Source organism: Actinoplanes sandaracinus (assembly GCF_030009775.1).
GTDB classification, from domain to species: Bacteria; Actinomycetota; Actinomycetes; order Mycobacteriales; family Micromonosporaceae; genus Actinoplanes; species Actinoplanes sandaracinus.
This window is the reverse complement of record NZ_JASCTH010000004.1, coordinates 132611-151500: the sequence shown is the minus strand read 5'-3', so window position 1 is coordinate 151500 and position 18890 is coordinate 132611. Positions and strand designations below refer to the sequence as shown.

Here is an 18890-nt window from a genome sequence, read left to right as displayed (position 1 = left end):
CACTAAAGCTCCTCCACGCGCCGGATCAGTACCGGCAGCAGCCAGGTCCCGAGCACGCCGAGCCGGGCACCGGCCTCGGCCTGCCGGTCGGTCAGGTAACGGACGGCGAGGTCCACCAGGTAGAGCAGGGCGGTGATCTCGCGGGCCACCGGCGCCACCCCGAACGGGGCGAGCAGTTCGTCGGCCCGGTGCACGGTCCCCTCGACCGCGGCCCGGGCGTCGCCGGTGGACTGGATACGTTTCTGCAGTTCGTGGTGGATGGCGTCGAAGCCGAGCGGCACCCCGGTGGCGAACCGTTCCCAGTCCCAGACCAGCAGGGTGTCGGCGAGGTTCGCCATGTTCCACGGGGCCCAGTCGCCGTGCCAGGCGCCGTACCGCAGCGCGGTCTCGCCGCTGTGCGCGGCCAGCACGTCCACCGCGGCGGCCAGCGCGGCGCCCTCGGGCCGGTCGGCCAGGGCCGCCAGCCGCACGCGGAGCTCGTGCCAGTACCCGCTGCCGGTCAGTGGGCCGGTCGTGTACCCACAGCAGCCGGCGATGTCGAGCATCGCGGCGGTGAGCCGCCGCTGGGTCAGCGGCGCCCGGGGCAGCCAGACCGGCAGCGCCGACTGGACCAGCACCTGCAGGCCCCGCCACTGCCCGGCGTGCAGCACCCGGGGCACGGTCAGTTTGGTCAGGCCGCTGTTGCCGATCGCGATCAGGGCCGCGGTCTCGGCCTTGACCAGGCTACGGGTGAGTGGGCCGGTGCCGAGTTTGCCGAAGGCGAAGGTGTCGCCGTCCGGGCTGAGCAGTTGCAGCACCGGTTTGCGGTTGGCCCGCGCCGGGCCGATGTGGATGCTGACCGCCAGGTCGCGGCGCAGCGCGTCACTCAGGTAGCCGTCGATACCGGCCGAGACCGGTCCGGTCACCCGGATCCGGTCGCGGAACAGCCACCCGGCGGCGCGGGCGTGCACGGCCGCCACCACGGCGTCGCGTTTGAGGCGGGCCATCCGCGACTGCGGCTCGGCGTACCGCCGGACCGCGGCCGCCGAGACGGCGGGGGAGAGCGTCGGGACCAGCAGCCGGGGCCGGTGCGCGTTCGGGACCACCAGGTATTCCGCCACAAGCGTGCCGGGCGTGCCGTCGGTCCGGCACGGCTTCGGGTAGAGAAGGTGGAGCACCTCGGTCATGTACTGGGTCCGCAGCGCGGCGTCGCCGGCGGTCAGTTCCGCGGGGGCGGTCTTGACCGGGCTCATGCCGCCGCGCTCCGGCGTCGCCATGAGTCCGCGGCCGAGCTCACAAGCTCGCTCATTGGGTTTTCCCCTCTGTCCAGTTGCGCCAGAGCAGCGCGTATGCCAGAACCATGAAGGCCAGAGGGGTGACCAGGGAGTTGTACCAGAGCATCGCGGAGAAGGACGTCACGATCGCGGCACTCCCGGCCACCCCGATCGCGCTCCGGTCGCGGCGGAAGCGCCACAGCCCGTACGCGAAGAAGCCCAGATATCCCACGGTGCCCGCCGCGCCGTGCGCATAGATCAGTTGCCAGAGCTGCCCGTTGCCGCCGACGGTGAAGTTGCCGCACCGCTCGCAACTGGAGCTCTCGCCGACGGTGATCGAGTTGCGCCCGCCGAGGGTGTTGCGGGTGCCGCCGTAGCCGATGACCGGCGAGCCGGTGAAGCCGTCCAGAGCCTTGTCGATGAGGAAGGAGCGGACCCCGTTGGACTTGCCGTTGTCCAGGCGGGCCTCGACGGTGCCACCGAGCGGGGTGGCGATCATGGCGATCGTCAGCGCGGCCGCGACGACCGGCAGCAGTGCGAGGATCCAGAGCCGGCCGGCCAGCACGCAACGGACCGCCACGTAGGCCAGCAGCAGGCCGACACCGATCCACAGGCCCCGGTTGAGCGACGCCACCGCCGGCACCACCGAGACGGCCAGGCACACCATGGCCCAGAACTTCCTTCCGGCGCCGCGGCCCGACCAGGCGGCCACCACCAGCCAGGGCGCGAGCAGACAGAAGTTGTTGCCCCAGGTGTTGGTGTAACCCCACGGTGCGGCGGGGCGGGGCTTGTCACCGCCGACGATGTCCATGATCTGCGCGGCGTACGGGTGCACCAGCGACCGCACGAAGCCCTTGTTGCGCACCCCGGACGGCAGCAGCCACTCGATCGGCGAGGTGAACTCGAAGTTCCCGGCCACCATGCCGAGCAGTCCACCCAGCACGGTCAGCACGAACATGCCGCCGAGCAGCCGCACCAGACGGCGGCGGGACAGTTCCGCCTCGGTCAGGTTGCCGGCGTAGAGCAGCAGGACGGTCAGCGACGCGTACATCGACAGCTTGTAGACCACCGCGACCAGCCGCTCGCTCGCGCGCTCGGGAACCGTGCCCGGCGGGTCGGCGCCCAGCGCGGCGATGCTCACCACCACCGCGAGCAGGAAGATCACCCACCAGGCGAAGCCCGGGGGAAGCCGCACCGGCCGTCCCGCCGCGCGCCGGCGCAGCAGCAGGAAGATCATCGGCGCGGTCATCAGCGGGAAGATCAGCACGCCCAGGCCGAGCGCCCACCACAGCGGGTAGAGGAGCAGGATGCCGGCGACCGGCCAGGCCGGCAGCGAGCGGTTCTTGACGGTTCGCGGTGCGGGCCCGGCGTGCGCCACCGCCGCGACCGCGGTCACGTGTCGTCGCCGTCCGCGGCGCCCGCGCTGGAGAGGTCGATGACCGCGGTGGCGTCGCTGTTGTCCGCCCCGCCCGGCCGCTGCCGGCCGGCGAACGACAGTTGCTGGGTCGGTTCCTCGACCGCGTCACCCGGCTCGGTGGGCGGTGGCAGGGAGACCGCCGGAGCCGCGATCTCGCCCGGGCGCATCGCGACGAGCCGGGGCAGCACCACCGCGCCGAGCAGTCTCGTGCCGACCCGCTGCAACTGCTCGGTGGCGTCGAGCAGGGCCGGGCGCTTGGACCGGCGCAGCTCGACCGCGAGGATCGCCGCGTCGGCGAGACTGGCCAGGCTCTGCGCGTCCGCGCTGCTGCTGGTCGACGGCGCCTCGATCACCACGTACCCACCCTGCTCGCGCAGCGTCTGGAGGGTGTCCTTGAGGCGCTGGGACTGCATCAGCCCGGCGGCGGTCGCGGCGCCACCGGTGGTGATCACTCGCAACGACGGGATGCGCGGGGTGCGCTGCAGCGCCCGCGACAGGCTCACCCGTCCGGCGAGCAGGTCGGAGAGGCCCGGCATGGCGGAGACCCCGAACATCCGCGCCAGCGGCGCGGCGTCGATCACGCTGTCCGGCAGGTGCGCCCCGATCAGGGCCACATCACTGCCGGTACGCGCCAGAGCGGCCGCCAGGTTCGCGGCGACCAGGGTGCTGGCCGATCCACGGCTGGTCCCGGTCACCACGATGATCTGGTCGGTGGGGTTCAGGCTGGCCAGCACCTCGTTGCGCAGCCGGTTGAAGACGCGGCCGCCGGGCCCGTACGGCTGGAGCACGTCGTCGATGTGCGGGGTGCTCCGCTCGTCGAGCGCGGCCAGCACCGTGACCCGGCCCCGGTCGCGGACGTCGTTCGGGGTGACCAGCCGCCGGTCGAAGCGTTCCCGCAGATAGGCCAGGCCGAGCCCGAGCAGCAGCCCCAGCATGCCGCCGGTGCCAATGTTCAGCCAGGTGTTCGGGCTGGTCGGCTCCTCCGGCAGCCGGGAGTCGCTGATGATGCTGCCGCCGCCGACCATGGTGGTGGTCAGTTCGTTGAGGCGCCCGGTCAGCGAGTTGAGCTGGTTCTGCGAGTTGTTCCGCAGGCTCTGCAGGTTGCTCTCGGTGGAGCTGCCCTTGGGAGCGACCGCCAGTTTGGTGTTGATCCCGGTGAGCACCGTGGTGAGCTGCTTGACCTTGAGGTTCAGCGAGCGGATCTGCTTGTCCAGCCGGGCCCGGGCGGTCTCCTCCCGGTTGCGCAGGTAGGCCTCGGCGAACGCGTGCGACCCGGCCTGCGCGTTCTGCGGCGTCTGGGCGTGGAAGGTGATCACCAGGACCGTGGTGTTCGCCGGCACCTGCACCGACACCAACTTGGCCAGCTCGATCGGCGACAGGTCGCTGCGCAGCAGGGTGGCCGCCTTCACGGCGACCGCGCCGGAGCCGACGAGCTGTGCCTCGGTGTCGAGGTTGACCGTGCTCTTGGTCCGGCCGCCCTCCGCGTTGGAGTCCTGTTCGAGGGGCTGCACGAGCACCGAGGCCGACGATTCGTAGACCTTGGGCATGGTCTGCGCCAGGACCGCGCCGCCGCCCAGGCCGGCACCCGTGGCCACCAGGGCGATCCACCAGTGCCGGCGGAGCGCACCGAGGTAGTGCGAGAGATCGGACGAGGGGCGGGACGGTTCCATCAGTCTTCGGCGGCCCTTCCGGGAGAGGAGTGTGGTTTGGGCGTTTCGCCCCAGTGGCGTAACGCCACACTCCCGCCGCGAGTGATGGTCTACGACAGTTTCGGCTCCACCCAGCCGTTCTCGATCAGGTGGCTGAGCACCATCTCGACCGCTTCCGGAACGGTCATCGTGGTGGTGTCCACGGTCAACTCGGCGTCCGTGGGCTCCTCGTACGGGTCGTCGATTCCGGTCATGCCGCGGAGCTGGCCGGCGCGCGCCCGGGCGTACAGGCCCTTGCGGTCCCGGCTCTCGCACACCTCCAGCGGCGTGGCCACGTGCACCAGGACGAAGCCGGCGCCGGCCTCCGCCGCCATCTGCCGGGCCGCCGCACGGGCCGCCTCGTAGGGCGCGATCGGGCAGGCCACCGCCATGCCCCGGTGACGGCCCACCTCGGCGGCGACCCAGCCGATCCGGCGCACGTTGCGGTCCCGGTCGGCCTTGCTGAAGCCGAGCCCGGCGGTCAGTTCGCGGCGAACCACGTCACCGTCGAGCAGGGTGATGGTCCGGTCGCCGTTCTCCCGCATGGCGTCGGCCAGGTTGCGGGCGATGGTCGACTTGCCGGAGCCGGAGAGGCCGGTGAAGAAGACGACCAGGCCGCGGTGCCGGCGCGGCGGCCGGATCCGGGACAGCTCCTTGGCCACGGCCGGCGGGGTGTGCCACTCGGGCAGCGGGAAGCCGCGGTCCAGCAGGTCCTCGATCTCGGTCGAGGCCATCGCCAGGCGGCGGTTGCGAGGCGGGACGTCGTCGCGCCAGCGCCACTGGCCGTCCCGGTTGTCGTAGGCGAGTTCGCGGGGGAGCAGCACGCGCAGTCCCGCTCCGGAGAGGGTGTCCCCGGTGGACAGGACGTGGGTCACCCCGTAGGACCGGGCCACCCGGGCGCGCAGCAGCGCGTCGCGCATCTCGTCGCCGCGGGTGTGCAGCGGCACGGCGACGATCGTCGCCGGGGGCATCCGGTCGCGGGCCGCGAAGATCGAGCGGACCAGCGCTTCCGGAGGCAGCCCGTCCGGCCCCGGTCCGCTCACCGGGATGAGGATCAGAAGATGAGCGGCGAGGGTACGGGCGGCGTGCGCGATCTGTGCCAGCTGCGGCCGGTGCAGCGGCCGGTCGGCGATCACGCCCAGCACCCGGCCCGGCGGCAGCAGGGCCTTGACCTCTTCGGGGGTGCGCCGTAGGCGCTGGAACGGGCCGTGGCCGCCGTCGCCCATCCGGCGCACCGGGCCACCGATGCCGTGCCGGTTCTCACCGGTCTGCCAGACGTCGGTGATCTCGATCGCGGCGACCGGCGCGCCTTCCAGATCGGTCAGCACCAGGGTGCGCCGGGCCGGGTCGGCCGGATCCAGCAGGGCCGCCACCTCGCCGGGGACCTCGCACGTCACCGGGGCCGGCCAGTATGTGCCGTCGGCCAGCCGGCCGCGGCGACCGAGGGAGGCCAGGTCGGTCCGGCTCAGGAAACCGGTCAGCGGCGCGTAGGCGCCGGAGAGCAGCAACTCCAGATCGGCCAGCTCGTGGGGGCGCGGGGTGAAGGAGGGAGCGTCCCGGAGCACGTCCTCGGGCAATACCGAACCATTCACTTCGAATCCCCCTGCAGGTATTTGGGGGACAGTTTCCCAGGCCTGATCGAGCGGGTCGAGTCGGGCTCTCGGTCCAATCCTGATCTTCCCTCGGCAGGGATGGAAGTTACAGAGTGCCTAATTCGGTGCAAAACAGCGTGATACTGGACAATCGGGCATGATCCTTTGATACTCGGCCCTTGTGAGACAGACCCGTTCCCGGCTACTGCACCTCGCCGCGCTGACCACCGCCTTCGCCATGTCCGTGACGGCCACGCTCTCGTGGGCGTGGACCGGCGGCCTGGACCAGCTCGGAGTTCCGTACGGCCCGCCCTCCTTCGTGGACCCGATCGTGGCGCCGTCCGCCCCGGCCATCGGAACGTTCGCGCCGCCCGAGTCACCCACGCGGCTGGCGCCGGAGCCGGCGCCACCCACCGGCGCGCCACCGTGGGCGGGCCCGGCCCCGCTTCCCGCGGCCACCGGCCGGCACGGCGACACCCTCGTCGGCTACCCCCGGGGCTCCGGACAGCGGAGCTGCCGCACCGGGTCGAAACTGGTGCCGACGTGCGGCGTGCTGTGGGGGGTGGCTCCGGGCGCGCGCACCGAGGAGCGCGGGGTGCGGGCGCTCGCCGAGTTCGAGCAGAAGACCGGACGGCACCAGGCGATCTTCCACGGGTACCACCGCGGCACCCGCCAGCTCTTCCCCACCGAGCAGGAGATCGCGATCGCCCGGCAGCCCGGCAAGAAGCGGATTCTGCTGCTCAACTGGAAACCCGAGACCACCACCTGGGCCCGGATCGCCCGCGGCGACAGGCGCACCGACGCGTTCCTGGACCGGCTCGCCGTGCACCTGAGGAAGAACTTCCGGGACCGGTTCTTCTTCGCGGTGCACCACGAGGCCGAGGACCAGGTGCGCGAACGGGCCGGCTCCGGCTACACCGCCCGCGACTACGCCGCGATGTTCCGGCACGTGGTGAAGCGGCTGCGGGCCAAGGGCGCCACCAACGTCGTCACCGTCCTGGTGCACATGGCGTACGTCCCGCACACCACCAAGAGCTGGTTCCAGCACATGTACCCGGGCGACGACGTGGTCGACTGGATCGGCTTCGACACCTACTCCTACAGCGAGCCGGGTTACGGGCACGGCGACTTCGCCGAGCTGCTCAACCGCCGGTCGGCGACCAAGCCCGGATGGCCCGGTTTCTACAACTGGGTACGCCAGCGGCACCCCGACAAGCCGTTGATGGTCGCCGAGTGGGGCGTCTGGTTCTCCAAGCGCAACCCCGGGCACATGGCCGAGTTCTACCGCGAGGTCGGCCAGCAGATCAGCCGGTTCCCGGGGATCAAGGCGATGGTGCACTTCGAGACCCCGGCCAACCACAAGGGCCAGGACTCGTCGGTGGACAGCACGCCCGCCGCCCTGCGCGAGTACCGTCGACTGGGAAAGCTCCCCGTCTTTCAGGTCTCCGTAAGCTGAGAGCCGGCTGAGAGACCCTGAGAGCGGCTCAGGGGATTTCCCGATCCATCGAGGTGCGGGTGGTTCTTAGGCTGAGGCCGTGACCATCATCGTTACGGACGGGTTGACCAAGACGTACGGCGGCGGGGTGAACGCCCTCGCGGACCTGACCGTCGCCGTCGACGCCGGCGTCATCGGCCTCGTCGGCGCCAACGGCGCCGGCAAGAGCACCTTCATCAAAATCATGCTCGGGCTGGTGCCGCCCAGCGGCGGCACCGTCCGTGTCTTCGACCTCGACCCGGTCACCGAGACCGACCAGGTCCGCGCGCGGGTCGGCTACATGCCGGAGAACGACTGCCTCCCCGGGGACGTCTCGGCATCGGAGTTCGTCACCCACCTGGGCCGGATGAGCGGGCTGCCCAAGACCGCCGCCCGGGAGCGGGCCTCCGAGGCCCTGCGGCACGTCGGCCTCTACGAGGAGCGGTACCGCCAGATCGGTGGGTACTCCACCGGCATGAAGCAGCGGGTCAAGCTGGCCCAGGCGCTCGTGCACGACCCCGATCTGCTGCTGCTCGACGAGCCCACCAACGGCCTCGACCCGGCCGGCCGCGACGCCATGCTCGCCCTGATCCACCGGATCGGCAACGAGTTCGGCATCTCCGTCGTGGTCTGCTCGCACCTGCTCGGCGAGGTGGAGCGGATCTGCGACTCGCTCATCGCCATCGAAGGCGGCCGTCTGCTGCGCGCCGACCGCATCTCCTCGATGACGGAGGCCTCCGACATCCTGGCGGTCGAGGTCAGCGACGGTACGGACGATCTCGCGGCCGCCCTCACCGGAATGGGCCTGCAGGTCACCCGAGACGGGCGGATGCTGCTGGTGCCGATGGAGTCGGACAGCTCGTACGACCGGATCCTGCGGGCCGTCGCCGACCTCGACCTCAACCTGCACCGCCTCGACCAGCGCCGGCACCGCGTCGCCGAGCTCTTCACCAAGAAGGAGACCGCCGATGTCTGAGGCCGGCGTCATCCATGACATTGGATACCAGCGTTACCGGGGTCCGCGACTGGGCCGTCTGGCCCTGCAGCAGGCGCTCTACGTGCAGGGACTGCGGGCCGCCTTCGGCCTGGGCCGCTCGGCGAAAGCGAAGATCTTCCCGTGGCTGGTGGCGGGCATCATGCTGCTGGTCGCGGTGATCCTGGCCGCCATCCGGTCCCAGACCGGCCAGGTGATCTTCACCTACATGCAGTTCGCCGACCAGATGAGCCTTTTGATCATCTTCTTCGTCGCGATCGTGGCGCCCCAGCTGGTCTCCCGTGATCTGCGGTCCAACACGCTCCCGCTCTACTTCAGCCGGCCGCTGCGCGCCGCCGACTACGTTCTCGCCAAGTACGCCGCCATGACCACGTCGATGTGGCTGCTGCTCGGTGTGCCGCAGTTCATCATGTTCCTCGGCGCGGCGTTCACCACCAAGGACGGCTTCCGCGGCGTGTGGAACGAGCTCGGCGACCTGGTGCCCGGGTTGGGGTACAGCCTGCTCTGGGCGCTGATGTTCGCCGGCATCGGGCTGCTGGTGGCCTCCTTCACCGGCAAGCAGGCGTTCGCGGCCGGCGGCATCGTGGCGGTCTTCATGATGACCACCCCGATCTTCGGCGTGTTCATGTCGCTGCCCTCCACCACGGCCAACAGCCTCGCCGGCCTGACCAGCCCGATGTTCCTGATCGCCGGTGTCGGCCAGTGGCTCGGCGGCGGAGCGGACGCCGAGTGGGATCTGGGCCGGTTCGGCCCGATCTACGGCATCGAGGCGTTCTGCCTGATCGTCTCCTGCGTCCTGCTCCTGCTGGCCCGCTACCGGAAGGTGGCCTCGCTGTGACCACCCAGACCCTCCCGGCCGAGACCGTCGCCACGACCGGCGCCGTCGAACTGACCAACGTCTCCCGCTGGTACGGCAACGTGGTGGCGGTCAACGACATCACCATGTCGCTCCGCCCCGGCGTGACCGGCCTGCTCGGCCCGAACGGCGCCGGCAAGACCACCGTGCTGCACATGATGGCCGGCTTCCTGGCGCCCTCCCGCGGCACGGTGACCATCGACGGCCACCCCACCTGGCGCAACCCGAGCGTCTACAGCACGCTCGGCCTGGTGACCGAGCGGGAGGCGGTGCACGGCTATCTGACCGCCCGCCAGTTCGTGACGGCCTGCGCCAAGATGCAGAAACTGCGCGACCCGGCCGCCGCCGCCCAGCGGGCGCTGGAACTGGTCGAGATGACCGGTGCCGCCGAGCGCCGGATCGAGACGTTCTCCAAAGGCATGCGCCAGCGCACCCGGGTCGCGGCCGCGCTCGTCCACGAGCCGCGCGTCCTGCTGCTGGACGAACCGTTCAACGGCATGGACCCGCGCCAGCGCATGCACATGATGGAGCTGCTGCACTCGCTCGGCGACCGCGGCCACACCATCCTGTTCAGCTCGCACATCCTGGAAGAGGTCGAGCAGGTCGCCGGCCTGGTCCAGGTGATCGTCGCCGGCCGGCTCGCCGCCTCCGGCGACTACCGCAAGATCCGCCGGCTGATGACCAACCGGCCGCACGTCTTCGCCGTGCGCAGCTCCGACGACCGCAGGCTGGCCGTCGCGCTGATCGCGGAGAAGTCCGTGGCCGGCATCGAGATCGAGGCCACCGGACTCACCGTGCGGGCCTCCGATTACGGCAGCTTCACCCGGGCGCTGCCCCGCATCGCTCTCGACCAGGGCATTCGTCTGCACCAGTTGCTGCCGTCCGACGAATCCCTGGAGAGCGTCTTCTCCTACCTGCTGGAGGGCTGATGTCCACGGTCGCTTTCATCACCGCGCGCGGCCTCTTCGGCCGCCGGCGGGCGCTGCTGCTCCTGCCCCTGCCGATCCTGCTGGTCGGCCTGGCCCTGCTCTGCCGGGCGTACGACGTGTCGCCCGACCAGTGGGGCCGCGCCGTGATCGTCGGTCTCGGCCTCACCGTGGTGCTTCCGGTCGTGGCCCTCATCGTCGGCACCGGTGTCCTCGGTTCCGAGGTCGACGACGGCACGATCGTCCACATCCTGACGAAGCCGTTGCCCCGCCGCGACATCATCCTGGCGAAGTACGCGGTGGCGGCCACGGTCACCACCGTGGTGTCGGCCGTGCCGCTGTTCCTCACCGGCCTGCTGGCCGGCTCGGCGAAACTTGGTGCCGCCCTGGCCGTCGCGTCCCTGGTCGGCGCGCTCGCCTACTCCGCGCTGTTCCTGCTGTTCAGCCTGCTCAGCCGCCGCCCGGTGCTGGTCGGCCTGGTCTACATCCTGGTCTGGGAGGGGCTGCTCGGAAACTTCGTCAGCGGCACCAAGGTCCTGGCCGTCGGGCAGTACGTCGTCACCATCACCGACAAGATCGCTCCGACCACGATGATCGAGTCCTCGGTCGGCCTCACCACGGCCCTGGTGATGAGCGCGGTCTTCATCGTTCTCGGCACGATCGCCGCCATCAACCGCCTCGGCTCCTTCAGCCTGGCCGGCGAGACCAGCTGACACCCGCCGAACACGACAGGCCCGCGGACGACCGCGGGCCTGTTCGTTCATGGTCGTCGCGCGACAGGTCCCCGGCCGTGACGGCCTTCGCCGGGCAGGCCGGCCGCGCATGCCGAGCGGCGCTGCGTGGTGGCTGAGGGTGCGCATGACCGTGCTGCCGAGACCGCGGCGGCGGTGGGCGGGAGCGGTCAGTCGGTCGAGGAGCTGTCGGATCTGCGCGCAGGTGAGCCTCGTGACGTCCGCGGCTGGTGGCAGCCGGACCGCGTCGAGCATGGCGGTCCACGAGCCGCGGCCAATCTCCAGGGCGGCCACCACCGCACGGAGGCCGTGCCGGCTACGCCCGTGCGGTGTGGGGTGTCATGCGGTGATCGCGGAAGGCTCCTCGGCGAGGTGGGTGTGGCGGCGACGGCTCGGGAGCATCGATGTCGGGTGGGAGACGCTCCAGGCCGCGCTCTTGCAGATCATCTCCTTGATGCGTGCGGCCGTCTTGCCGGTGACCGCCGACGGTTTGGGCTGGTCGTCCGGGGTCACCCACTGCACGATGGCGTCGCGGCGGCCGAGGCTGATGCACTGACCGAGGTAGCCGATCTTGTTCTGGGGGAGCCGGCGTCCGGTCAGGCGTGCGGCGATGGCGTCGGCTGCCAGGTGGGCCGAGGGGACTCCCGAGGCGCAGGACATCCGCAGTGGTGTGCCGTTCGCGCCCGACGCGAGCGCCGCATCGCCCACGGCGTAGACGTCCCCGTGCGAGACCGACCGCATCGTGTCGTCGACGACGATCTGCCCTGTCGCGGAAACCTCCAGGGTCGTGGCCGCGGCGATGGGGTGGACGGCGAAGCCGGCCGTCCAGACGGTCACCTGGGCCGGGATCGCGCGGCCGTCGGCGGTGACCGCGCCCGCCGGCTCGACAGCCGCGATGTCGGTGTGCTCGTGCACGGTGATGCCGAGCCGGTCGAATGCCGCGCGCAGGTGGCGCCGGGCCTTCTCGCTCAGCCAGTCGCCGAGGCCGCCGCGGGCGGCGAGAGAGACCTCCAGGTCCGGCCGGGCCTCGGCGATCTCGGTGGCGGCTTCGATGCCGGTGAGGCCACCACCGACGACCAGCACGACCGCGCCCGCGGCGAGGTCGGCCAGACGCGCCCGCAGCCGCAGCGCGGACTGCTTTCCGGCGATGTCGTGAGCGTGCTCGGTGACGCCGGGAACTCCATGGTCCGCGGCGGCGCTGCCCAGGGCGTAGACGAGCGTGTCGTAGGCGATCTCGGCGGCGCCGCCGTCCTCGACGATGCTGACGGTCTTGCGCTCGGCGTCAACGGCGGTGACCCACGCCAGCCGCACCCGCACGCCCGTGCCCGCGAGGACGTCGGTCAGCAGGCGAGGCGTGAGGTCCTGACCGGTCGCGAGCTGGTGCATGCGGACGCGCTCCACGAACTCGGGATCGGCGTTGACGAGGGTGATCTCGGTGTCGGCCGGGTGCAGCCGCTTGGCCAGGCGCGTGGCGGCGTTGGCTCCGGCGTATCCGGCCCCGAGAACGACGATCTTGTGCGTCATGGTCTCACTCCTGTCTGGCTGGTGTCGCTTCCTGAACCGGACAGCGGCACGAAACCTGACAGCGGCGAGCTGTGATCCAGGTCACCAGTTGTCGATGAGCGGTTCCCCGTGTTCGGAGGTGGCCCACTGGCGGGTCGCGCGTTCGAGCTTGCCGGGGTTCGCCTGGGTGTGGATGGCCGCGATGCCGTCGTCGGTCACGTCCAGCGAGACGACGGTGGCGACCCGGTCCCCGACCATCAGCACCAGCGCGGGTACGCCGTTGGCGACCGCCGCGAACAGGACGGGTCGACCGCCGATCATCTCCCACTTGGCCGCGCTGGGTTCGAACAGCCCGCGCAGGAACCTCGCCACCCGCAGCGCACCGGTGATCGGCAACGGCAGCGAGAAGACCACGCCCCCGCCGTCGCCCACGTGGACCGCGTCGTCGGTCAGCATCCGCACCAGTGCCTCGGTCCTGCCGCTGAGCGCCGCGGCGAGGAACTCCTCGACGATCTTGCGGGCCGCGGCCGGCGCGACCTCCACCCGGCGGCGGCCGGCGGCCAGGTGCTGCTTGGCACGCCGGTAGATCTGCTGGCAGTTCGACTCGGTGAGGTCGAGCACCTCGGCGATCTCGCCGTGCGAGTAACCGAACGCCTCGCGCAGCACGTACACGACGCGTTCCGTGGCCGAGAGCCGCTCCATCAGCGTGAGCATCGCGATCGAGACCGATTCACGCTGCTCCGCGGTCTCGGCCGGGCCGAGCATCCGGTCCCCGGCGAAGACCGGCTCGGGTAGCCACTGGCCCACATAGGTCTCCCGCCTGGCCCGCGCCGAGGTGAGTCGGTTGAGGCAGAGGTTGGTGAGTACCTTCGTCAGCCATGCCTCGGGCGTCTCGATGAGCTCTCGCTCGACGGACTGCCAACGCAGGAACGTGTCCTGCACCACGTCCTCGGCATCGCTCGCCGACCCCAGCAGGCGGTACGCGATCGCCTCCAACCGCGCCCTGGCGCCCTCGAACACCTCGAGCTCACACACACCGACCGGCATGGCTCGATGTTAATCTCAGCGACCGTCTGTGCGTTGTGGACACGACATCAGACCTTGCGGTGGCCGAGAGCCATGGCGTAGAGCCTGCCCAGTGGCAGCGAACCATCGACCTGGTGACCGACTCGATCGCGGGCCGGTTCTGCCGGGTCGAACCCCGCCGAGCGGCCGCCGGGTTCGTCACCGGCCCGCTCGCCGACCTACAGATCAAGACCTGCTGGCAGTTGGCGGAGCAGGCCGGGCATGGCCGGCCTGATGCGATGCAACGGTTGCTGTACCGGGCGAAGTGGGACGTCGACGCCGTGCGTGACGACGTGCGGCGAGTCGTCGTCGACCGCCTCGCTGATCCCGACGGTGTTCTCGTGGTCGACGAGACCGGTGACCTGAAGAAGAGTGTGCCCACCGTCTCATCGGCGGGGAGTCGATCTGCAGCAAGGACAGAAAGGGTGAGGCCCGGACACGCGATCCGAGCCTCACCCGCTTGCCTTGGTCAGAAGCGCACGCGAACGCCGCGCGACAGACGGCGGACGAGTCGTCGGAGCATGAGATCACCTCCTTGCGGTTGCGGGGTCATCGGTCAGGGCGTGCCGCGACAGCACGACCTCGAGCAGGAGGCCCAGCGTGCTGAACAGGACGCTGGCCACGATCGGGGCGACGAGCAGGACACCCACGACGATCTCGGCGAGGTTGCCGGTGAACAGTGCGATGACGAGGTCGGCGGCGGCCCACCAGAACACCCAGGCGGACGCGGCGAGCAGACCGACGCCGCAGGTCAGGCTGATCGCGCCGTACCAGGGCAGCCAGGCCGGGGTCATAGGGTCGCGTCGTCGTCGTCGTCGGAGGAGGTCGCCGAGGGCGCTGCGGGCGCGGGAGCCGAGGTCGGGCTCGTCGAGCAGGTCGGCGAGCGCCCAGTGGCCGTCCACCCGCAGGATCGGGGCCAGGTTGGCGACGACGTCGACCACCCCGAGCACGGCCAGCCGCCAGGCCACCGCGGTGAGCAGTGTCGACGTGGCCACCTGGGCGATCATCGCGAGCAGGCAGATGGTGACCACGTCGACAGCGAGGCCGGCCAGGGCCTGGATGACCCGGGCACGCCGGGGCAGCGTCATCGCCTCGGTGGAGTCCACATAGAAGGAGACGGCGCCCCAGTAAAAGCCGAACCCGGCCCGCCGGGACCGGCGGCCGTAGTGAGCGAGGGCCACGGAGTGCGCGAACTCGTGCAGCGCCGAGCACCCCAGTCCGATCGCGAAACCGAGCAGGGCGTCCACCCACGGCCGCGCCGACACGGTCGGCCCGGCCGGCCGGCCCATCAACAGCGACCAGATCCCGGATACGACAACCGCGCCGATCAGGATCCGACCCGGCCAGCTCACCAGTAAAGGCAGGACGTGCCGGGCGCACCATTGCGCCGGCCGGTCGATGCCGGTGACCTCGACGCCGGAGCGGGTCACCGTCACCCGTCGAGGCGTCGCGGCGGACGGTGCCTCGACGGCCGGGTCGCGCAGGATGCCGGCCTGGGTCATCTCCTCGACCAGCCGGGTGCTGTTCGGCCCGCCAAGCCGTTCAGCCAGCTCCGTGGCATTTGGGTTAGCAGCGAGCAGACCGGGCAGAACGGCGGCACGCGGATGCTCCAGCAGCATGGCATCACCGTCGACACCAGCGATGACCAGACCGCGTTTACTGACCCGCCATTCCACTCCCAGGGCGAACTGCATGTTGTCCCCCTGGTCGTGAGCTGGTCGCGGTCCGGCTTCAGACAATCCCCCGTGTCCGAGAGTCGGAGAGTCTGTCAGTGCTCAAGCCTTGCCTGTCAAGATCCCGCGGGACGCGTATCCGCAGTTCAGCCGTACCACGGCGGCAATCTGACCGCTCGGTGAGTCCTATCGCTGCCCGCGCCCCACGCGCTGGCCGGCACGCACCGTAGTTGCCCTTGATGACGCAGCGACCTCGTCCGCAGCGACGTCGGGATGGAGCGGGAGGTTGAACGGCACGTTGAGTGGGTGTTTCTCAACCCGTTCTCCGCAGGTAGCGTGAGCGGTGGCCGACGGGCCAGGACCCCGCGTTCGTACTTCCGTCACAGTGACGCCTATACGAACGACGGCTGCCTCTTCACGACGAAGGAGACCGCCGATGTCGGAGACCGGCGTCATCCATGACATCGGGTACCAGCGGTACTCCGGTCCCCGGCTGGGCCGCGTCGCGATGCAGCGGGCCCTCTTCGTGCACGGGTTGCGCGCCGCCTTCGGGCTCGGCCGCTCCGCCACGGCGAAGATCTTCCCCTGGCTGGTGGCCGGCATCATGCTGCTGGTCGCCGTCATCGTGGCGGCCGGCCGCTCGATCACCGGAGAGGTGTTCTTCACCTACTTCGAGTACGCCGACCAGATGAGCTTACTGATCATTTTCTTTGCGGCGATCGTCGCGCCGCAGCTGGTCTCCCGCGACTTGCGGGCCGGGGTGCTGCCGCTCTACTTCAGCCGTCCGTTGCGGGCCGCCGACTACGTGATCGCCAAGCTCGCCGCCATGACGGCCGCGATCTGGCTGCTGCTCGGCGTGCCGCAGTTCATCATGTTCCTCGGCGCCGCGTTCACCACCAAGACCGGCGTCCGCGGGGTGTTCAACGAGCTCGGGGAGCTGCTGCCCGGCTGGGCGTACAGCCTGCTCTGGGCGGTGATGTTCGCCGGTATCAGCCTGCTGATCGCGTCGCTCACCGGAAAGCAGGCGTTCGCCGCCGGTGGCATCGTGGCGGTCTTCATGATGACCGTCCCGGTCGTCGGCGTGCTCGCCTCGCTGCCGTCCACCACGGCCAACGGCCTGTCCGGGCTGGCCAGCCCGACCTTCCTGATCGGAGGCGTCGGCGAGTGGCTCACCGAGAGGGAGAGTCAGCTCGACGTGGGCGTGGGCAGGTTCGGCCCGATCTACGGCATCGAGGCGGCGTGCCTGGTCGCCGCGTGCTTCCTGCTCCTGCTCGCCCGTTACCGGAAAATAGCCTCGCTGTGACCACCCCACGGCAACGCTGGCCACCCGGCTGACGCCAGGAGTGGCATCACCGCGTAGCGCATCGGCTATGACCAGCGTGGTCGTTGGTGTTGCACCTGCCGTAGCGGCACGTGGTCTCCTCGAAGGACCTCAGCACGAAAGGCTCCGTCTGTGACGTACTCCTTCGCCATGCCGCCCCGGCAAGTCAAGATCGGTGATGCTGCCGTCTTCGCGGGGACCACGCCGCGCGCTATTCGCCACTACCACCAGATCGGTCTGCTGCCGGAGCCCGAGCGGGGCGTGGACGGTCGCCGCCGCTATGGCTACGACGACATGATCCGCCTGCTGTGGATCCGCAAGATGGCGGAGGCCGGCATCAGCCTTGACGACGTGCGGGCCGCCTTCGAGGGAACCCGGGACATCGGGGATGTGCTGGGCCGGCTGGAGGAGACCCTGGCCGCCCAGGAGGCCGACATCAAACGCCAACGCGGGGCCGTCCAGCGTCTCCAAGCCGTGGGCAGCCCGCTCGGACTGCTCTCCGAACTGGTCACCGACCGGCTCGGCCACCTGCCCCCGGGAACACTGCGCCCCGCCGACCTGGACGCGCTGCTGGTCACGGAACGCGTCTTCGGCCCGTTGGGCGCCGCGATCCAGGCCAGCGTGTTCATCGTGCTGGCCACCCACCCCGACCTGCGGGCGGAGCAGGACCGTCTGGACGCGGCCGAGGCGGCCCTGGACGACAGTGTGGAGACCGAGGACCCGCGCGTGGAAGAACTCGCCGTACAGCGATACGCCCACCACATGGCCCTGGATCGGGCCGTCGAGGCAGCCGGGCTAGACGTGGCCGAGGAGAAGCTCTTCGAGATCTACGACGCCGACTCGGCAGAGGAGAAGGAGACTCAGATGAGCGCCTTCGAATCAGTCACCAAGATGCCCTACGACTGGTCTCCCGCCCGGAAACGCTGCATGGAACGCACGGCACAACTCCTCGCCACGGACGGAAGTGCGGCCATCACTCGCGGAGATTGATCACGTCCGACGCGGCCGGACACCCGGGAAGGGTGCCCGGCCGGTGACGCGCTAGATCATCCGCAGGCGACACCCGTCTTCAACAGGCGGCCGTTGTAGCTGTACGGCTGGCCGGGGTGCGCCTCGTGGTCGCCGTGTGAGGCGTTGAAGCTCAGGCACATGTTCTTGCCGTAGACCTTGATGGGGCCGGCGTAGTACTTGAAGGCCCCCTGGTCCTGGTCGTAGTTGTTCCGGTAGTTGTCCTCGGCCCACCGCTCGTTGTACATCTCGATGAACAGCGGCGTCTTGTCGCCGTAACGGGCGTGGCCGGGCCGCTTGACGAGGGCCGCGCAGTTCCACCCGGTGCTGGCGTCGTAGTAGACCTTGACGTCACTGCGGTAGTAGGTCGAGCCGTCGAGCATGTCCTTCAACGGCACGGCCCAGGAACCCACCAGGTTTCCGGTACATCCGTACGCCGCCGAGGCCGGTGACGCCACCATCATGCTGCCGGTGACGGCGAGCGCCGCCGCCCCGATGATGGTCATGACCCGCTTGAGCATGTTTCCTCCAGAAGGCGAATGCCGTGTCGGCAACGACTTTCGGCCGGTAGCGGGGGTGTTCGGTAGCGTCTGACAGGTTCTGACAACAGGCAGACGGCCCGCCCGGTCGACCGATCACGTGTTGCTGCAGGAAAAATGCGACGACCGGTCACATGGCCTGCGAACCCCGGCTGCCCCAGGGCCCGGTGAAGTCATCGATGCAGGGAAGCGGGCGACGAATTGAGCAAGCCGTTACGGATCAAGATCAGTGCTGACGAGGACACGTCGTTCACGGTGATGTTCGAGCCGCTCGGCATGGACTACGACCTCGGTCCCGGTGAGTGGATGTATGCCGAGGTCCAGGCGATGGAGGCCGCCGAGATGGAGATCATCCAGTGGGAGGGTGGCATGAGCATCCTCCCGCCGGGCACCGTGCGCACCTTCAACGCGGCCGGGGAGTTCCTGCACGAACTGCACAACTAGCGTGAGCGACGAGGCCCCGCACCGGTTCCGGGACTCTGTTGGCGAATCCGCCCCGTCGTTGTTGGCGGCGGGGCGGACGAGACTGCCGGCCCGCCGCCCCGCCCAGTTGCCTCCCGTGGCCGCTCAGGGACCGCAAGGTTCACCATGACGGGGGTGCCGGTAGGTTCCGGCCCAAAACAACTGCAGTGCTGCTCAGGGCAACTGCTCAGAGTCAAAGGTTCTGGACTTCGACAGCGCTCCTGCCCAGCGCTGAGGTGGGCTTTCGGGCCGGGAACTGCCGGAGGCCTATCAGGCCACGGGTGAGGACTTCGTGCTGACCGCGACCGTCGCAAGCCTCGTGCGGCGAACTCCACAAGCCTGGGCGGCGTGGCCCGAATCCAGGAAGCCGGGACCGGCGCGACGCCGC

Annotated in this window: 16 protein-coding genes and 1 pseudogene; 9 read left to right on the top strand and 8 right to left on the bottom strand. The window is 70.2% G+C overall.

All coding sequences use genetic code 11. The features are described from left to right. Window positions 1-2 precede the first annotated feature (2 nt). The 4 genes from QLQ12_RS07455 to cysC form a co-directional block, all read right to left on the bottom strand. Window positions 3-1232, bottom strand: coding sequence for a hypothetical protein (locus QLQ12_RS07455; protein ID WP_282758084.1), 1230 nt, complete (start codon window positions 1230-1232; stop codon window positions 3-5). 52 nt (window positions 1233-1284) lie between these two features. Next, window positions 1285-2649 carry a hypothetical protein gene (locus QLQ12_RS07450; RefSeq protein WP_282758083.1) on the bottom strand — a complete coding sequence of 455 codons (1365 nt, stop codon included), beginning with the start codon at window positions 2647-2649 and terminating at the stop codon, window positions 1285-1287. Beyond that, window positions 2646-4340, bottom strand: coding sequence for a Wzz/FepE/Etk N-terminal domain-containing protein (locus QLQ12_RS07445; RefSeq protein ID WP_282758081.1), 1695 nt, complete (start codon window positions 4338-4340; stop codon window positions 2646-2648). The genes QLQ12_RS07450 and QLQ12_RS07445 overlap by 4 nt, the downstream gene beginning before the upstream one ends. 89 nt (window positions 4341-4429) lie before the next feature. After that, window positions 4430-5950, bottom strand: coding sequence for an adenylyl-sulfate kinase (cysC, locus tag QLQ12_RS07440; protein ID WP_282758080.1), 1521 nt, complete (start codon window positions 5948-5950; stop codon window positions 4430-4432). Between the two features lie 181 nt (window positions 5951-6131). Between cysC and QLQ12_RS07435 the strand changes: the two genes are divergently transcribed. From QLQ12_RS07435 to QLQ12_RS07415, 5 genes are all read left to right on the top strand, one after another. Next, window positions 6132-7406 carry a glycosyl hydrolase gene (locus tag QLQ12_RS07435; protein ID WP_282758079.1) on the top strand — a complete coding sequence of 425 codons (1275 nt, stop codon included), beginning with the start codon at window positions 6132-6134 and terminating at the stop codon, window positions 7404-7406. Window positions 7407-7485: 79 nt separating this feature from the next. Continuing rightward, entirely contained in the window at window positions 7486-8400 is a 915-nt protein-coding gene (locus QLQ12_RS07430) for an ABC transporter ATP-binding protein (RefSeq protein ID WP_282758077.1), read from the top strand. Then, window positions 8393-9256: an ABC transporter permease gene (locus QLQ12_RS07425; RefSeq protein WP_282758075.1), complete on the top strand. Its 864-nt coding sequence runs from the start codon at window positions 8393-8395 to the stop codon at window positions 9254-9256. Before QLQ12_RS07430 ends, QLQ12_RS07425 begins: the two co-directional genes overlap by 8 nt. Further along, a complete protein-coding gene (locus QLQ12_RS07420; protein WP_282758073.1) occupies window positions 9253-10203 on the top strand; it encodes an ABC transporter ATP-binding protein in 951 nt (316 codons plus the stop codon). Before QLQ12_RS07425 ends, QLQ12_RS07420 begins: the two co-directional genes overlap by 4 nt. Further along, on the top strand, window positions 10203-10913 hold the full coding sequence (locus tag QLQ12_RS07415) for an ABC transporter permease (protein WP_282758071.1): 711 nt from the start codon (window positions 10203-10205) through the stop codon (window positions 10911-10913). The genes QLQ12_RS07420 and QLQ12_RS07415 overlap by 1 nt, the downstream gene beginning before the upstream one ends. Before the next feature lie 357 nt (window positions 10914-11270). Here the strand turns inward: QLQ12_RS07415 and QLQ12_RS07410 are convergent, their stop codons facing one another. Together QLQ12_RS07410 and sigJ are read right to left on the bottom strand one after the other, a co-directional pair. Continuing rightward, the gene (locus QLQ12_RS07410) at window positions 11271-12455 is read right to left on the bottom strand and encodes an NAD(P)/FAD-dependent oxidoreductase (protein WP_282758069.1); all 1185 of its coding nucleotides are present in this window, start codon (window positions 12453-12455) and stop codon (window positions 11271-11273) included. A gap of 81 nt (window positions 12456-12536) precedes the next feature. Further along, window positions 12537-13481 carry an RNA polymerase sigma factor SigJ gene (sigJ, locus tag QLQ12_RS07405; protein WP_282758068.1) on the bottom strand — a complete coding sequence of 315 codons (945 nt, stop codon included), beginning with the start codon at window positions 13479-13481 and terminating at the stop codon, window positions 12537-12539. 113 nt (window positions 13482-13594) lie between these two features. Between sigJ and QLQ12_RS47020 the strand changes: the two are divergent. Further along, window positions 13595-13885 (top strand): annotated as a pseudogene (locus tag QLQ12_RS47020) (transposase); the annotation flags it as partial. A 141-nt stretch (window positions 13886-14026) separates the two neighbouring features. On the opposite strand, the gene QLQ12_RS47015 reads toward QLQ12_RS47020, so the two are convergent. Further along, window positions 14027-15193 carry a zinc metalloprotease gene (locus QLQ12_RS47015; RefSeq protein ID WP_407651432.1) on the bottom strand — a complete coding sequence of 389 codons (1167 nt, stop codon included), beginning with the start codon at window positions 15191-15193 and terminating at the stop codon, window positions 14027-14029. A gap of 415 nt (window positions 15194-15608) precedes the next feature. On the opposite strand from QLQ12_RS47015, the gene QLQ12_RS07395 reads away from it, so the two are divergent. Further along, window positions 15609-16475 (top strand): ABC transporter permease, encoded by an 867-nt coding sequence (locus tag QLQ12_RS07395; protein ID WP_282758067.1) that lies wholly within the window; start codon window positions 15609-15611, stop codon window positions 16473-16475. A 150-nt stretch (window positions 16476-16625) separates the two neighbouring features. Beyond that, window positions 16626-17483 (top strand): MerR family transcriptional regulator, encoded by an 858-nt coding sequence (locus QLQ12_RS07390; RefSeq protein ID WP_282758066.1) that lies wholly within the window; start codon window positions 16626-16628, stop codon window positions 17481-17483. 56 nt (window positions 17484-17539) lie between these two features. Here QLQ12_RS07390 and QLQ12_RS07385 read toward each other — a convergent pair whose 3' ends face one another. Beyond that, window positions 17540-18022, bottom strand: coding sequence for a hypothetical protein (locus tag QLQ12_RS07385; protein WP_282758065.1), 483 nt, complete (start codon window positions 18020-18022; stop codon window positions 17540-17542). A 219-nt stretch (window positions 18023-18241) separates the two neighbouring features. On the opposite strand from QLQ12_RS07385, the gene QLQ12_RS07380 reads away from it, so the two are divergent. Continuing rightward, window positions 18242-18484, top strand: a complete 243-nt coding sequence (locus tag QLQ12_RS07380) for a hypothetical protein (protein ID WP_282758064.1) — start codon at window positions 18242-18244, stop codon at window positions 18482-18484. The last annotated feature ends 406 nt before the right edge of the window (window positions 18485-18890 follow it).

Excerpts from the sequence above, each read along its gene's own strand:
- QLQ12_RS07395 (WP_282758067.1), top strand. The coding sequence starts at position 15,609 with ATGTCGGAGACCGGCGTCATCCATGACATCGGGTACCAGCGGTACTCC.
- QLQ12_RS07445 (WP_282758081.1), bottom strand. The coding sequence starts at position 4,340 with ATGGAACCGTCCCGCCCCTCGTCCGATCTCTCGCACTACCTCGGTGCG.
- QLQ12_RS07410 (WP_282758069.1), bottom strand. The coding sequence starts at position 12,455 with ATGACGCACAAGATCGTCGTTCTCGGGGCCGGATACGCCGGAGCCAAC.
- QLQ12_RS07425 (WP_282758075.1), top strand. The coding sequence starts at position 8,393 with ATGTCTGAGGCCGGCGTCATCCATGACATTGGATACCAGCGTTACCGG.
- sigJ (WP_282758068.1), bottom strand. The coding sequence starts at position 13,481 with ATGCCGGTCGGTGTGTGTGAGCTCGAGGTGTTCGAGGGCGCCAGGGCG.
- QLQ12_RS07455 (WP_282758084.1), bottom strand. The coding sequence starts at position 1,232 with ATGAGCCCGGTCAAGACCGCCCCCGCGGAACTGACCGCCGGCGACGCC.
- QLQ12_RS07415 (WP_282758071.1), top strand. The coding sequence starts at position 10,203 with ATGTCCACGGTCGCTTTCATCACCGCGCGCGGCCTCTTCGGCCGCCGG.
- QLQ12_RS07385 (WP_282758065.1), bottom strand. The coding sequence starts at position 18,022 with ATGCTCAAGCGGGTCATGACCATCATCGGGGCGGCGGCGCTCGCCGTC.
- QLQ12_RS47015 (WP_407651432.1), bottom strand. The coding sequence starts at position 15,193 with ATGCAGTTCGCCCTGGGAGTGGAATGGCGGGTCAGTAAACGCGGTCTG.